Source organism: Yoonia sp., from assembly GCF_042093035.1.
Lineage (GTDB): Bacteria > Pseudomonadota > Alphaproteobacteria > Rhodobacterales > Rhodobacteraceae > Yoonia.
Genome location: NZ_JBELFI010000014.1, coordinates 1 through 14,231, shown reverse-complemented (window position 1 = coordinate 14,231; position 14,231 = coordinate 1). Strand labels below are relative to the sequence as shown.

Below are 14,231 nucleotides of genomic sequence, written 5' to 3'. Positions count from 1 at the left end.
GCGCCCTTAAGCATCAACATGCGCCACCTCCATGTCATGCGCACCACCCAGCAGCAGACCAATTTCTTCCACCGTGAGCCCCGCCGCAGGACGCGGGTGCGATAAGCGACCTTCGTTCAAAGCGGCAAAACGATCCGAGATTTCCATCAGTTCATCAAGATCCTGACTGATGACAATTACAGCGGTCCCTTTTGCGGCCAAATCCAGCAAGGCCTGCCTGATCGCCGCGGCAGCAGAGGCATCAACGCCCCATGTGGGCTGATTGACAACCAGTAGCTCGGGGTTTTGCATAATCTCGCGCCCAATGACGAATTTTTGCAAATTTCCGCCCGACAAGGACCGTGCCGCATTCTGCGGCCCCGGCGTGCGTACATCAAATGCTTCAATCACGCCCTGTGCAAACGCTCGCGCCTTGGGCCAATGCAAGAAACCCCGCGACGTCAGTTCCTGCCGCGTGGTCGCCGTAAGAATAGCGTTCTCCGTCAGGCTCATATCGGGTGCGGCGGCATGGCCCATCCGTTCTTCGGGTGCCGTCAGCAATCCAATCTTGCGCCTTGCATTGGGTGGCAGATGTCCGATTTCGGCGCCCTTGTAGGTGACCATCGCCTTGACCGTCTTCATTTCACCCGACAATGCCGCAACCAGCTCATCCTGTCCGTTGCCAGCAACACCACCAATCCCGAGGACTTCGCCCATTTGCACCGCGACGCTGATGTCGCGTAATGGCGTCCCGAACCGGTGCGGCGCGGGGGCTGAAAGCGCCTTGAGCTCCAGCACGGTTTCACCCGCAGGGCGGGCCGCTTTTTCGGGGACATGCAGTTTCGTACCAACCATAAGCTCTGCCATATCGCGGGCCGATGTGGAGCGCGGATCGCAAGTGCCCACCACCTGCCCAAGCCTCAACACGGTCGCATTGTCACAAAGACTGCGAATTTCTTCGAGCTTGTGCGAGATATAGAGGATCGCCGTTCCTTCACGGCTCAACTGGCGCAGGGTTTCGAACAGGATTGCCACCTCTTGCGGGGTGAGTACCGATGTCGGCTCATCCATGATGAGCAGTTTTGGATCTTGCAGTAGGCACCGGATGATTTCGACCCTTTGACGTTCACCCGCCGACAGCTCCCCCACGATACGGTCAGGATCAAGCGGCAACCCGTACTGGTCGGAAACTGTCCGCACGCGGGCTGCAATTTCCGCCTGCGGGGGCGGGTTTTCCATACCCAGAGCGATATTTTCGGCGACATTCATCGCATCAAAAAGCGAAAAATGCTGAAACACCATCGCCACTCCCGCCGCGCGCGCCGCACGCGGTTCAGGTGGCTGAAACGCCTTGCCCTCAAGCGTCATGGTGCCTGCATCCGGCTTCACCAGCCCATAGATCGTCTTGACCAGGGTCGATTTTCCAGCACCGTTCTCACCGAGCAGCGCGTGCACTTCACCCGTCCCGATATCGAAAGAGACATCATTGTTGGCAACCACCCCCGGGTAGGCCTTCGTCAGCCCCGAAAGGCGCAAAAGCGGCTCTGTCATCCTGTGCGCTCCTTGGTGCGGCTCGGTTGTCTGGCGATCATGGCAGTTGCAACGCCAAGTGCAATCTCTGAGGGGTGTTTGCCGAAGCTTGGATCGCCAATAGGACAGGCAATGCGCGCGATTTGCGCAGTGTCATGCCCCAATGCAGCAAGCCTGCGCTTGAAACGCACCCACTTCGTCGCAGAACCGATCAGGCCAACGCTCTGAAACCGGTGGCAGAGAACGGCATGGCATACTGCGAGGTCAATTTCATGGCTATAGGTCAGGATCAGGTGGTGGGCATCTTGGGGCGCGTGCGGGACAACGCGCGCCGGATCAGCGGCGACCAAAGTGGTGACATCCGTATCTGGAAACCTGTCCGCCGACGTGTCTATCAAGGTAATGTCAAATCCGGGCAGGGGCGCCATGACACGCACAATCGCACGCCCCACATGGCCCGCGCCGTAAATCCAAAGTGGCTGGGCATCGGCAGACTGCAACGTATCTGCAATCTGCCAGTCCAAGCTCACTGACCCTCCACAGCATTGACCCAAAGCAGGGCCAAGCGGGATTGTCGCCTGATGCGTCGCCCGACCGTCGCGCAACATCCGACGCGCCTCTGCCATCGCTTCCCACTCAAGCGTACCGCCGCCGATCGTGCCTTCGGTCCGGTCCGCCCAAACGAGCATCTGCGCGCCCGCGTCACGCGGTGCAGAGCCCGCGGTTTTGGTGACGGTTATCCGGATCGCCGCGCTCATGCGCGTGCCCGCCCGACAGCGCGGAGAACTTCTTGTGCCGTCGCCGGAGCCTGAAGGTCAGGATAATGCGGTCCGGCGGCGGCAACAGCATCCGACAACGCCAGAAAGGTCGAAATACCCAACATGAACGGCGGCTCACCAACCGCTTTTGAACGGTAAATTGTCTGCGCGGGGTTGGGTTGATCCCAAAGGGCGACATTGAAGATATCGGGCCGGTCCGAACAGGCGGGAATCTTGTAAGTCGCGGGCGCATGGGTCCGCAACCGGCCCTTGTCGTCCCAGACAAGTTCTTCGGTGGTCAACCAACCGGCACCCTGGACATAGGCCCCCTCGATTTGGCCGATATCCAAAGCAGGGTTCAGCGAAGTGCCGGCATCATGCAGTACATCGGTCCGCAAGATGCGGTTCTCACCGGTCAAGGTGTCGATCACCACCTCTGTAATCGCCACGCCTTGGGCAAAGTAGAAAAAGGGCCTTCCTTTGCCTTCAATACGGTCCCATGACAGATCAGGCGTCTTGTAAAACCCGGTCGCGGAAAGGCTGACACGATTGAGGTAGGCGATTTGCACGGCATCCGCAAAGCTCATCTGGTCAGGGCCGGCGAACACCTGGCCTTTCTTAAATCGGACGTCTGCGACATCAACGCCATGCAATTCACTCAGACACAGCGCGATCCGGTCACGAATAGTATCGCAAGCCTGCGCCACAGCCATCCCATTCAGATCCGTGCCAGAGGATGCAGCGGTAGCGGAGGTATTGGGTACTTTGTCGGTGTCGGTTGCCGTGATCTTGACATGACCCGCATCGACACCAAATCGACTTGCGGCGACTTGGGCCACTTTCTGAAACAAGCCCTGACCCATTTCCGTGCCGCCATGGTTCATCCGGATAGAGCCATCTTGATAAACATGCACCAAAGCGCCTGCTTGGTTCAGGTGTGTCAGCGTAAAGGAAATGCCGAACTTCACAGGGACGAAGGACATTCCCTTCTTGAGGATATCATTCTGAGCATTCCAGCGCGCAATAGCCTCCTTGCGGCCAGCATAATCAGCGTCAGCCAACAGCCTCGCGGTCATCTCATGCAAAATGAAATCCGTGACTGGCATATGATACGGCGTCGTCTGCACCTCTGATTTTGGCGAATGCGGCCCCGCATAGCGTGAGCCGGTTCCCGGTTTCTTCTGAGCTGAAATATCCTCGGGGGGACGCGCAGCGTGGGGGGCAGACAGCCCCCCTGCATCCATCGCGGCATAGTAATTCCGCTGCCGGACCAGCACCGGATCCAAATCAAGGGTGGCGGCGATATGATCCATCACCCGCTCAATGCCCAGAACACCCTGCGGGCCACCAAAACCGCGAAAGGCCGTTGCCGATTGGGTGTTGGTTTTGAACCGATAGGAGGTGATCCGCACCGCAGGCAAATGATAGGCGTTGTCGGCATGTAGCATTGCACGGTCGGCAACCGGGATTGATAAATCCAGCGCCCAACCACAGCGGGTCATCTGGGTGAAGTCCAGGCCGGAAACGCGGCCATCGCTATCAAACCCGACACTATAGGCAATCCGAAAATCATGGCGCTTGCCGGTAATCATCATATCGTCGTCACGGTCGTAGCGCATTTTGCAGGGCCGCCCCGTCAAGCGCGCAGCGACGGCACATCCCACGGCCAATGCGTTGCCCTGACTTTCCTTGCCACCAAAGCCCCCCCCCATCCGGCGCACTTCGCAGCGCACAGCGTGCATTGGCAAGCCAAGCGCATTGGCAACTTTGTGCTGGATCTCGGTCGGGTGCTGGGTCGAGCTATGCACAACCATATCGCCCCCCTCTTGCGGCAGCACGAGCGCGGCCTGACCTTCGAGGTAGAAATGTTCCTGCCCACCCATGTCGATCTGCCCCGACAGTCGGTGCGCGGCCTGTCCCAGTGCGCCCTCAACATCGCCTTTGGTCCAGACACGAGGGCCATCGTCAAAGAAGCTTTCTGCGGCCAAAGCATCTTCGATTGAAAGGATTGGCGTTTCTTCGGCGTAAGCCACCTTTGCCTTGCGTGCAGCCTTGCGCGCCGCCAAATGCGACGTGGCAACCACCAAAAACAAAGGCTGCCCCAAATAGTGAACGGTCCCCGTCGCCAAAAGAGGTTCATCGTGGATCGAAGGTGAGACGTCGTTCTCAAACGGCAGGTCATCGGCGGTCAGGACGGTGACGACCCCATCGGCAGCGCGAACCTCCGACAGGTCCAGGTCGCCGTAGGTGCCACAGGCTATCTGGGATGTGCCAAAGGCCAGATGCAGCGTGCCTTCCGGCGTGGGCAAATCATCGATGTAGCGGGCCGCTCCTGTCACATGCAGCTTTGCCGCATCATGGGGCAGAGGTTTTGCGACACTCATGGCGCGACCTCCAGCACGTTGGTCGCCTTTCCGCTGCGTTCAGCGAAATAGCGATGCAGCAAGTTTTGTGCAGTCTCCAGTCGGTAGGCAGCACTGGCGCGCATGTCGCTCATAGGGGCGTAATCATCCGCGAATTTTGTGGCCGCCGCCTTGATTGTCTCTTGCGTCCATGGCTTGCCAATCAGCGCAGCTTCGACGGCAGAGGCGCGATGCGGCGTGCCTGCCATCCCGCCAAAAGCGATCCTTGCAAGATCAATTGTCCCTTCGCGCACGGATATGTTGAAGCAGCCACAAACCGCGGAAATATCCTGATCGAACCGTTTCGAGATCTTATAGCATCGCAGATCCGGCGCGGATTTTGGCAGTGTGACGCCCGTCACCAACTCGCCTGCTGCGCGGTCTTGTTTACCATAGGCGATGAAGAAGTCTTCCAGCGCAGTGTCACGCGTGGTCGCGCCGTGGCGCAGGTGGAGTGTTGCACCCAATGCAATCAAGGCAGGCGGGTTGTCCCCGATCGGTGAGCCATTGGCGATATTCCCGCCGATCGTTGCTGCGTTGCGAACCTGCTCTGACCCATAACGGCGCACCATTTCGGCATAGGACGGATGGTGTTTGCGCAAGACATCCAAAACTTCGGTCATCGTCACAGCGGCGCCGAAAGTGATATGCTCTTTGGTGATTGTGATCTTGCGCAGAGCAGCGCAGCGATTGAGGAAGGCGACATTCGGCAGATCGCGCAATTGCTTGGTCACCCAAAGACCGACATCAGTCGCCCCCGCAATCAACGTTGCGTCAGGGTTCTGCGCATACCAATCCGCCAAATCATCAAGGCTTTCGGGCGCAAAATTTGGGGTCTCGACCTTCGGAGCGGCCTCATCCAACCAAGCGGCCCTTGGCGATGCTTCCGCCGCCTTTGCCGCGCGAATAATCGGGGCATAGCCGGTGCAACGGCACAGGTTGCCCGCGAGCACATCATCATGGTCGGTGCGCCCTGTGTGATGCGCTACGGCCATGGACGCAATAAAGCCCGTCGTGCAAAAACCGCATTGCGACCCATGCTGCGCCACCATCGCGTCCTGCACCGGGTGAAGTGTGCCGTCAGGCGCGCTGATGCCTTCGACTGTTCGGACGATCTTGCCGTGCAGTTGCGGCAGAAACAGAATGCAGGCGTTGAAGGCTTTGCTGCCATCGGCATCAGTGACCATGACCGAACAGGCCCCGCAGTCACCTTCATTGCAGCCCTCTTTGGTGCCACATAAACCGGCATCTTCGCGCAGCCAATCGAGCAGTGTGCGCGTTGCATCTGCCGCGACCTGCACAGTTTCCCCGTTCAGAAGAAACGTCACGTTCATCGTGTAAAACCCGCCGCCTTACCAAATCATATCGAGGGTGCTGTGATGTCGATGCGACGTAGACATCTGCCTCTTGTGATGCACGCATGAAAACGGGATCGCAGGCGTTTGGCAAGAAAAACTTGTGCCACCGCAATCCTCCCGCGAGAAAAGCAACGATTTATCAGGCATCAGATTGGCCCAATTCCATCGTGTTTTATTCCAGGCTCTCAAGGCGGGCTTCCCAAATCGTGCGCTGCCACTCCAGCCATCCTTGCGCTTCGATAAGCGGGGCAGCTTCGATATGGCAGGTGCGCACGCGACCCTTTTTTATCGAGCGGACTATGCCCGTTTCCTCCAGTACCTTGAGGTGCCGCATGAAGGTGGGCAGTGCCATCTTGTGCGGCGCGTGTAGCGCTGTCACAGTTGCAGGCCCTGCCGCCAGCTGCTCAATCACGGCGCGGCGCGTTGGGTCTGATATTGCGGCGAAAAAGGCGTTGAGCTGTCTGGTCATGTGACGAAAAATACGTCCGGCTTTGTCCCAAAGTCAATTAACTTAGCCAATTTGCTAAGTGATAAAATCAGACCAATCCGGCCTTGTGGAGCCCCGCGCATCCGCTACCCTGCAAGCATGAGCTCTGACCCCCGATTCATTCACTTGCGCGTCCATACCGAATACTCCTTGCTTGAGGGAGCAATCCCGGTCAAGAAACTGCCCGGATTGATCGCGGATATGGGTATGCCAGCGGTCGCTGTGACCGATAGCAACAACATGTTTTGCGCCTTGGAATTTTCCGAAGCGGCCTCAAAAGCGGGCGTGCAGCCGATCATTGGCTGTCAATTGGACATGACCTATCTCGCCTTAGAACCGGGCAAACGCCAGGAAGCGCCGGCCCCCATTGTTTTGTTCGCCCAATCTGAGGCGGGCTACATGAACCTGATGAAGTTGAATTCTTGCGCATATCTGGATGCGCAAGGGCAGCTACCGCAGGTGTCTTTGGACGCGTTGGCGCAATATCACGAAGGGCTGATTTGCTTGTCCGGCGGACCTGACGGGCCGGTTGGTCGCCTGCTGCGCCAAGGTCAGCGCCAGAAGGCGGAAATCCTGATGGATCGCTTGGCTGCAATCTATCCAGACAGGCTCTATGTCGAATTGCAGCGCCACCCCGGTGATGGATTGCCAGAGGCAGAGCAAGCCTCCGAGCGCGGGCATATTGAGATGGCCTATGCCAAGGGACTGCCCTTGGTTGCGACCAACGATGTCTATTTTCCCAAGCCCGATCTCTATGAAGCGCATGACGCGCTGATCTGCATTTCCGAGGGCGCTTATGTGGACCAACAGGAACCGCGTCGGCGGTTGACCCAGCAACACTATCTCAAGTCACAGCAGGAGATGATGACGCTCTTTGCCGATCTGCCTGAAGCGATTGAGAACACAATCGAGATCGCGAGACGCTGCGCTTTCAAGGCCTACAAGCGTGATCCGATCTTGCCCAGATTTGCCGATGATGAGATCGCGGAATTACGCAGGCAGGCGCAGGAAGGTCTGAAAGCGCGGCTTGCTGTGATCCCTCACGCGGCTTCCGTTGAGGACTACGAAAAGCGGCTCGAATTTGAGTTGGGCATTATCGAAGGCATGGGGTTTCCGGGCTATTTCCTGATCGTTGCGGACTTCATCAAATGGGCAAAGGACAACGGCATCCCTGTGGGGCCGGGCCGTGGTTCTGGTGCGGGGTCATTGGTCGCTTATGCGCTGCTAATCACTGATCTTGATCCACTGCGCTATTCGCTGCTTTTTGAGCGTTTCTTGAACCCTGAACGTGTCTCCATGCCGGACTTCGATATCGATTTCTGCATGGATCGCCGGGAAGAGGTGATCCGCTATGTGCAGGAGAAATACGGGCGCGATAAGGTGGGCCAGATTATCACTTTCGGTGCGCTTCTGTCCAAGGCCGCCGTCCGCGATATAGGTCGCGTTCTACAGATGCCTTATGGGCAGGTGGACCGGCTTTCCAAGATGATCCCTGTCGAAGGGGTTAAGCCTGTCTCTATTGAAAAGGCCTTGGCCGATGAACCGCGCCTGCGCGAAGAGGCAAAGAACGAAGAAGTCGTCGACCGGCTGCTGACCTACGCACAACAAGTTGAGGGTTTGCTGCGCAACGCCTCGACCCACGCGGCGGGTGTCGTGATCGGGGATCGGCCATTGGATGAGCTGGTGCCGCTCTATCAGGATCCACGCTCTGATATGCCTGCGACGCAATTCAACATGAAATGGGTCGAACAGGCCGGGCTGGTGAAATTTGACTTTCTTGGCCTCAAAACGCTGACGGTCATTCAGAACGCGGTTGAGCTGATAGAGAAAACCGGGCGTCCGTTGAGCGTCGCGGCTGATGGCACGCAGCTCTATGACGCGCCCGAAGGGTTTGAATACGACATCGGGGCGATCCCACTCGATGATGAAAAATCCTACGCGCTTTATTCCAGTGCCAAGACCACTGCGGTGTTCCAGGTGGAATCCAGCGGCATGATGGATGCCCTCAAACGAATGAAGCCGACCTGTATTGAGGATATCGTGGCTCTGGTCGCGCTCTATCGTCCGGGGCCGATGGAGAACATTCCGACCTACTGCGAGGTGAAAAACGGCCTCAAGGAGTTGGAATCCATTCATCCGTCGATCGACCATATCCTGAAGGAAACCCAAGGCATCATCGTCTACCAGGAACAGGTGATGGAGATCGCGCAGGTCATGGCGGGGTATAGCCTCGGCGGGGCCGATCTGTTGCGCCGTGCGATGGGCAAGAAGATCGCGGAGGAAATGGCCAAGGAGCGTCCGAAATTCGAAGAGGGCGCGAAGGCCAACGGTGTTGAGCCCAAAAAGGCGCGGGAGGTCTTCGACCTTCTGGAGAAGTTTGCGAACTACGGTTTCAACAAATCCCACGCCGCCGCCTATGCCGTTGTCAGCTATCAGACAGCATGGCTGAAGGCGAACCATCCGGTCGAATTCATGGCCGGTGTGATGAATTGCGATATTCACCTGACCGACAAGCTGGGTGTATATTTCCAAGAGGTCAAAAAGGGTCTCGGAATTGCGTATACGCCGCCTTGTGTGAACCGCTCTCAGGCGACGTTTGACGTCAAGGATCAAAAGCTCGTTTATGCGCTGGGCGCGCTCAAGAACGTTGGTGTTGAGGCAATGAAGCTGATCGTCGAAGGGCGTGACGACAAGGAATTTGTGACCCTTTTCGATTTCGCACGTCGCTGTGATTTGAAACGGATCGGCAAACGTCCATTGGAGATGCTGGCACGGGCAGGGGCCTTTGATGTGCTTGACCCAAACCGCCGCCGCGTGATGCTGAGCCTCGATGCGCTGACCGGCTATTCCGCCGCGATCCACGACCAGAAATCCTCCAATCAGGTGTCATTGTTCGGGGACGCAGGCGATGATTTGCCAGAGCCGCGCTTGATGGGCGGCGAGGATTGGTTGCCTGCTGAACGGCTGGCGGAGGAATTCAAAGCAATCGGCTTCTACCTCTCAGGTCATCCGCTGGATGACTATATGGGCGCGTTGAAACGCCAAAAGGTGATGACGCTGGACGATGTGATCGCGCGTGCCGAAAGAGGTGCGGCAATTGTAAAGATCGCAGGCACGGTTTCGGGGCGGCAAGAGCGGAAGTCAGCACGCGGAAATCGGTTCGCGTTTGTGCAGCTCTCTGATCCGACGGGGCAATATGAGGTGACGATGTTCTCGGACACGCTGGAGGCAGCGCGGGAGTACCTCGAGACGGGTTGTCGGGTTGTCTTGCAATGCGAAGCGACGATGGAGGCGGATCAGCTGAAGCTCCTGGGTCGTTCAGTTTCGCCGATTGATGCCGCAGTGGCAGATGCGAGCGGAGCGGGATTGCGGGTGTTCATCGATGGACCGGAGGTGATTGGGTCGGTGGCTTCAATCTTGCAGAATGCCGCGCGTGACGGTGTTCGCGGTCGCGGGCCTGTCTACTTCTGTCTGATGAATGACGACTTGCCGGGTGAGGTCGAGCTGGACCTGGGCGACGCGTTTCCCGTCAATCCGCAAATCAAAGGTGCATTGCGGTCCTTGGGTGGCGTGATTGAGGTCGAGGACGCCTAACGTGGCGATGGATCATGATCCATGTTACCAATGCGGGGGCCGTTGATCGGCAAGTGGGACGGTGCCGCCTGCATCCAATTCACGACTTGCTTCACGTTCCATCAGCATCGCCAGACGTCGTGTGACCAGCGCCAGTTCCGTTTCTTGGCGTGCACCGATATCCGACAACTCCTCCATCGCTTTGGTGAGGTGCGCGATCTTTTCTTCAAGGTGCGTTACGTCAGTCATATTGCCTGTCTAGACGCTGCGCCGATCGAGCGAAAGGGCAACCGTTGATCTGTGTTGCGCGCGTCTGGATTTGAGTTTTTTGGCCAAGATGAAGCAGGGGCGGTGCTTTCGCGGCGCAACCTTGTGCAAGACTGCATTGCCCCGCAGGGCCTGCCGCGTTAAACGGCCCGCAGATGATGTCACCTCCAGGACCCAAAGCAATGGCCAAGGACAAAAAGCTACCGCGCCCCAAAGCGCAGACGCCCAAAGGATTTCAGGATTATTTCGGCGCGGATGTGACCGCCCGTTCTGAAATGCTGTCGCAGATTGCCGCCGTCTATCATCGCTATGGCTTTGACGCGCTTGAGACATCGGCCGTGGAAACGGTTGAGGCTTTGGGAAAGTTCCTGCCTGATGTGGACCGCCCCAATGAAGGTGTCTTTGCGTGGGAAGAGGACAAGGACTGGCTCGCGCTGCGCTATGATCTGACAGCACCGCTTGCGCGGGTTTATGCACAGTTTCGCAATGATTTACCCACCCCGTATCGCCGTTATGCAATGGGCCCTGTCTGGCGCAATGAAAAGCCTGGACCGGGCCGTTTTCGTCAGTTTTATCAATGTGATGCGGATACCGTTGGTGCGCCAAGCGTGGCCGCGGATGCAGAGATTTGTGCAATGCTGTCCGATACGTTGGAGGCCGTGGGTATCCCGCGTGGTGATTATGTGATCCGCGTGAACAACCGCAAAGTGCTGAATGGTGTGTTGGATCGTGTTTTCGATGCCAAATCATTACTTAACCACAACTTGGACGAACAAGACTTTGATAGCCAAGTGCAGAGGGCGCAATCTACTGGCCCTGGCGGTTTTGAGGCCAAGAGAATGAATGTACTCCGTACAATCGACAAATTTGACAAAGTCGGTGAGATGGGAGTGCGCGATCTTCTTGGTAAAGGGCGATTGGATGAATCCGGGGCGTTCATTGACGGTGTAGAACTCAATACAGGCCAGATTGAACCGGTCATTCAGTTCTTAACGGCTAAAGCAGACACGACAGAAGAGACGTTGCAGAATTTACGAAATGCAGTGGGCGACTCAGCGACTGGAGCGGGGGGAATCTCAGAACTCGAAACCATTACTGATCTTCTGGGCGCCCAAGGCTATGGCCCTGACCGCATCGTCATTGATCCCTCCGTGGTCCGCGGCCTTGGCTACTACACTGGCCCCGTCTATGAAGCCGAGCTGACCTTTGAAGTCACCGACGAGAAGGGCCGCCCGCGCAACTTTGGCTCTGTTGCTGGCGGCGGTCGTTATGATGATCTGGTCAAGCGCTTTACCGGGCAGGCCGTTCCGGCGACGGGTGTTTCTATCGGCGTGGACCGTTTGCTTGCCGCCTTGCGCGCCAAGGGCCGGATTGATTTGACTACCGTTGGTCCTGTCGTTGTCACGGTCATGGATCGCGACCGTATGGCTGATTACCAATCCATGGTTTCCGATTTGCGCAATGCGGGCATCCGGGCAGAGGTCTATCTCGGCAACCCCAAAAACTTCGGCAACCAGTTGAAATATGCAGACAAGCGCGCCTCTCCCGTGGCGATTATTGCGGGCGGAGATGAGTTTGAAGCGGGCATCGTCCAAATCAAGGACCTCATCCTTGGCGCAGAGATCGCCAAGAACGCCACGCTGGAAGAATGGAAAGATCGCCCCAGCCAATATGAAGTGCCGCGCGATCAGATGGTCGCCAAAGTGCGCGACATTCTGGATGGCCAAAACTGATGCCGACAAGCCCAGCCACACTGAAAGAGGCGCGCCGCCTGCGTGATCTGTTTGCCAGCAAAGGCGGTCAGGTTTTTAAGGCAGATGTCTTGCAGGCGGCGGGCACGCTGCTTGATCTTTATGGCGAAGACATTCGCGCGCGCGCTTACGTCACATCCGATCCGCTGCACGGTGAGATGGTCTTGCGCCCGGATTTCACGGTGCCCGTGGTGCAGATGCATATGGAAAGCCGCGCTGATCCGGCGCGCTATACCTATTCCGGCAAGGTTTTCCGCCAGCAAGAAACCGACGAGACCCGCGCGAATGAATATGTGCAGGTCGGCTATGAGGTATTTGACGGCCAGAACCCCGCCGCGGCCGATGCGGAAGTCTTTGCCGCCATATATGAGGGGTTGGCCGGGCTGCCCGTGCGCCCTGCTTCAGGCGATATCGGCGTGCTGATGGCCGCAGTTCGCGGGCTGAGGACGACGGATGATCGCAAGGCCGCTTTGCTTCGCCACATTTGGCGGCCCGCCCGGTTTCGGGCGCTGTTGAAGCGCTTTGGCGCGGGGACTGTGCCTCCTTCTCGGGCTGCTTTGTTGCAGGCGACCGATCCTTTCGCGGGGGCGGGACCCGATATTGGTTTGCGCAGCCGTGCAGAGATTGCCACGCGGATTGAGGCGCTTCGCGCGGACGCCGCCGCGCCGCCAATTTCCAGTGAAGAGATTGCATTGATCGATGCGATCCTCAGCCTGCGCGAAACGGCGCCGCATGTCCTGAGTGAGCTTCGCGATATCTCAGTGGATATGCCTGCAATAGGCGCTGCGGTTGAGGGAATTGATGCAAGGCTTCATGCGCTTGCCGCGCGCGGTATTGACGTCGAAACGCTTGAATTTGAAGGCAGCTATGGCCGGACCTCGCTTGAGTATTACGACGGCTTTGTATTCGGCTTCTATGCCATCAACCGCCCTGATCTTCCGCCCGTGGCCACTGGTGGCCGATATGATGCGCTGACCACACAACTGGGGCCGGGCCGTGCGGTGCCCGCCGTCGGCGGGGTGATCCGCCCTGATCTGGCGTTGGAGGTGGGCGCATGTTGAAGCTTGGTGTGCCCTCAAAAGGCCGGTTGATGGAAAAAACCTTCGACTGGTTCGGATCGCGGGGCGTTGGCCTGCGCAAATCCGGGTCTGACCGGGAATATGCGGGTGCGGTGGATGGCATTGAGGGCGTCGAACTGGTGCTGCTCTCGGCCGGTGAAATCCCGCGAGAGCTCGCGGCTGGCAACATTCATCTTGGCGTGACTGGTTCTGATCTGGTGCGCGAAAGGCTCGCGAACTGGAACGCACGTGTGACGGCTTTGGCGCCAATGGGATTTGGCGGCGCTGATTTGATTATCGCGGTGCCGCAGGCGTGGGTCGACGTCAGCACGCTCGATGATCTGGATGCCGCAGCGGCGGCATTTCGGCGTAAACATGGGTTCCGGTTGCGGATCGCCACGAAGTATCACCGATTGGTGCGTGAATTCCTGCGCGATCAAGGTGTCGCTGATTACCAGCTTATCGACAGCCAAGGTGCTACCGAAGGGACCGTCAAGAACGAGACAGCCGAGGCGATTGCCGACATTACATCAACCGGCGAAACCCTGCGCGCGAACGGCCTGAAAATTCTCGATGACGGTTTGATACATGCAAGTCAGGCCACGCTCTTCCGGGGCCGCCGTAGAGAGTGGACAAATGAGCAGCGCGAGATGCTCAAAGCGCTTGAAACCGTGCTTGGTATCTGAACGGCTTTTGCGCTAGCCGCCCGCTGCCGCCGTCCCCTCTTTGCAGGCCTGATCGAGTGCGCTTGGTTTATGGCGCGCTGCATGCAGGCTGCTTTCCAAATCCTGCCCGGCTACCGCGCCCGCTGCGGTCGCGGCAAGGCTGTAGCTGGGCACCTGGCTAATCCCCCTGAGCGCCTGTCGGCACAAAGCATGTACGGCAAGATAGTCAAGGTGGCTTCCCAAAAGGCCGGCTCCCTGCGCCTTTCCACCTTCTGCATTTTCGCGGCAAGCATCGGCATCCATCGAAAGAAATGAGCGACAAATTGTCGGCCGGGCTTCATAGGCGCGGCAACTGCGGGTTTCGGGGTCAAGTGCGGGGCAGGCGTCCTTGTGCCAGTCTCGG

At 58.0% G+C, this 14,231-nt stretch carries 11 protein-coding genes; 4 read left to right on the top strand and 7 right to left on the bottom strand.

Features of this window, described 5'->3' with window-relative positions; all coding sequences use genetic code 11:
- Positions 1-6: 6 nt before the first annotated feature.
- From ACFDSS_RS03775 to ACFDSS_RS03755, 5 genes are all read right to left on the bottom strand, one after another.
- Positions 7-1,530 (bottom strand): ABC transporter ATP-binding protein, encoded by a 1,524-nt coding sequence (locus tag ACFDSS_RS03775; RefSeq protein WP_375254431.1) that lies wholly within the window; start codon positions 1,528-1,530, stop codon positions 7-9.
- Positions 1,527-2,267 carry a xanthine dehydrogenase accessory protein XdhC gene (xdhC, locus tag ACFDSS_RS03770; RefSeq protein ID WP_375254430.1) on the bottom strand — a complete coding sequence of 247 codons (741 nt, stop codon included), beginning with the start codon at positions 2,265-2,267 and terminating at the stop codon, positions 1,527-1,529. Before xdhC ends, ACFDSS_RS03775 begins: the two co-directional genes overlap by 4 nt.
- On the bottom strand, positions 2,264-4,651 hold the full coding sequence (xdhB, locus tag ACFDSS_RS03765) for a xanthine dehydrogenase molybdopterin binding subunit (RefSeq protein WP_375254429.1): 2,388 nt from the start codon (positions 4,649-4,651) through the stop codon (positions 2,264-2,266). Before xdhB ends, xdhC begins: the two co-directional genes overlap by 4 nt.
- Entirely contained in the window at positions 4,648-6,003 is a 1,356-nt protein-coding gene (gene xdhA / locus ACFDSS_RS03760) for a xanthine dehydrogenase small subunit (protein WP_375254428.1), read from the bottom strand. Before xdhA ends, xdhB begins: the two co-directional genes overlap by 4 nt.
- Before the next feature lie 196 nt (positions 6,004-6,199).
- A complete protein-coding gene (locus ACFDSS_RS03755; RefSeq protein WP_375254427.1) occupies positions 6,200-6,496 on the bottom strand; it encodes an ArsR/SmtB family transcription factor in 297 nt (98 codons plus the stop codon).
- Positions 6,497-6,613: 117 nt separating this feature from the next.
- Between ACFDSS_RS03755 and dnaE the strand changes: the two genes are divergently transcribed.
- Complete coding sequence (gene dnaE, locus ACFDSS_RS03750; RefSeq protein ID WP_375254426.1) at positions 6,614-10,108, top strand: DNA polymerase III subunit alpha; 3,495 nt, start codon at positions 6,614-6,616, stop codon at positions 10,106-10,108.
- Between the two features lie 24 nt (positions 10,109-10,132).
- On the opposite strand, the gene ACFDSS_RS03745 is transcribed toward dnaE, so the two are convergent.
- Complete coding sequence (locus ACFDSS_RS03745; protein ID WP_375254425.1) at positions 10,133-10,336, bottom strand: SlyX family protein; 204 nt, start codon at positions 10,334-10,336, stop codon at positions 10,133-10,135.
- A 200-nt stretch (positions 10,337-10,536) separates the two neighbouring features.
- Between ACFDSS_RS03745 and hisS the strand changes: the two genes are divergently transcribed.
- The 3 genes from hisS to hisG are packed head-to-tail and all read left to right on the top strand — an operon-like array spanning position 10,537 to position 13,849.
- A complete protein-coding gene (gene hisS, locus ACFDSS_RS03740; RefSeq protein ID WP_375254424.1) occupies positions 10,537-12,087 on the top strand; it encodes a histidine--tRNA ligase in 1,551 nt (516 codons plus the stop codon).
- The gene (locus ACFDSS_RS03735; RefSeq protein ID WP_375254423.1) at positions 12,087-13,166 is read left to right on the top strand and encodes an ATP phosphoribosyltransferase regulatory subunit; all 1,080 of its coding nucleotides are present in this window, start codon (positions 12,087-12,089) and stop codon (positions 13,164-13,166) included. The genes hisS and ACFDSS_RS03735 overlap by 1 nt, the downstream gene beginning before the upstream one ends.
- Entirely contained in the window at positions 13,160-13,849 is a 690-nt protein-coding gene (gene hisG / locus ACFDSS_RS03730) for an ATP phosphoribosyltransferase (protein ID WP_375254422.1), read from the top strand. Before ACFDSS_RS03735 ends, hisG begins: the two co-directional genes overlap by 7 nt.
- 12 nt (positions 13,850-13,861) lie before the next feature.
- Here the strand turns inward: hisG and ACFDSS_RS03725 are convergent.
- The coding region (locus ACFDSS_RS03725; protein WP_375254421.1) for a YkgJ family cysteine cluster protein at positions 13,862-14,231 on the bottom strand (370 nt) is incomplete at its 5' end.

What these genes read in the sequence shown, in the direction of transcription:
- ACFDSS_RS03775 (WP_375254431.1), bottom strand. Translation starts at nt 1,530, where the DNA reads ATGACAGAGCCGCTTTTGCGCCTTTCGGGGCTGACGAAGGCCTACCCG.
- xdhC (WP_375254430.1), bottom strand. Translation starts at nt 2,267, where the DNA reads ATGAGCGCGGCGATCCGGATAACCGTCACCAAAACCGCGGGCTCTGCA.
- xdhB (WP_375254429.1), bottom strand. Translation starts at nt 4,651, where the DNA reads ATGAGTGTCGCAAAACCTCTGCCCCATGATGCGGCAAAGCTGCATGTG.
- xdhA (WP_375254428.1), bottom strand. Translation starts at nt 6,003, where the DNA reads ATGAACGTGACGTTTCTTCTGAACGGGGAAACTGTGCAGGTCGCGGCA.
- ACFDSS_RS03755 (WP_375254427.1), bottom strand. Translation starts at nt 6,496, where the DNA reads ATGACCAGACAGCTCAACGCCTTTTTCGCCGCAATATCAGACCCAACG.
- dnaE (WP_375254426.1), top strand. Translation starts at nt 6,614, where the DNA reads ATGAGCTCTGACCCCCGATTCATTCACTTGCGCGTCCATACCGAATAC.
- ACFDSS_RS03745 (WP_375254425.1), bottom strand. Translation starts at nt 10,336, where the DNA reads ATGACTGACGTAACGCACCTTGAAGAAAAGATCGCGCACCTCACCAAA.
- hisS (WP_375254424.1), top strand. Translation starts at nt 10,537, where the DNA reads ATGGCCAAGGACAAAAAGCTACCGCGCCCCAAAGCGCAGACGCCCAAA.
- ACFDSS_RS03735 (WP_375254423.1), top strand. Translation starts at nt 12,087, where the DNA reads ATGCCGACAAGCCCAGCCACACTGAAAGAGGCGCGCCGCCTGCGTGAT.
- hisG (WP_375254422.1), top strand. Translation starts at nt 13,160, where the DNA reads ATGTTGAAGCTTGGTGTGCCCTCAAAAGGCCGGTTGATGGAAAAAACC.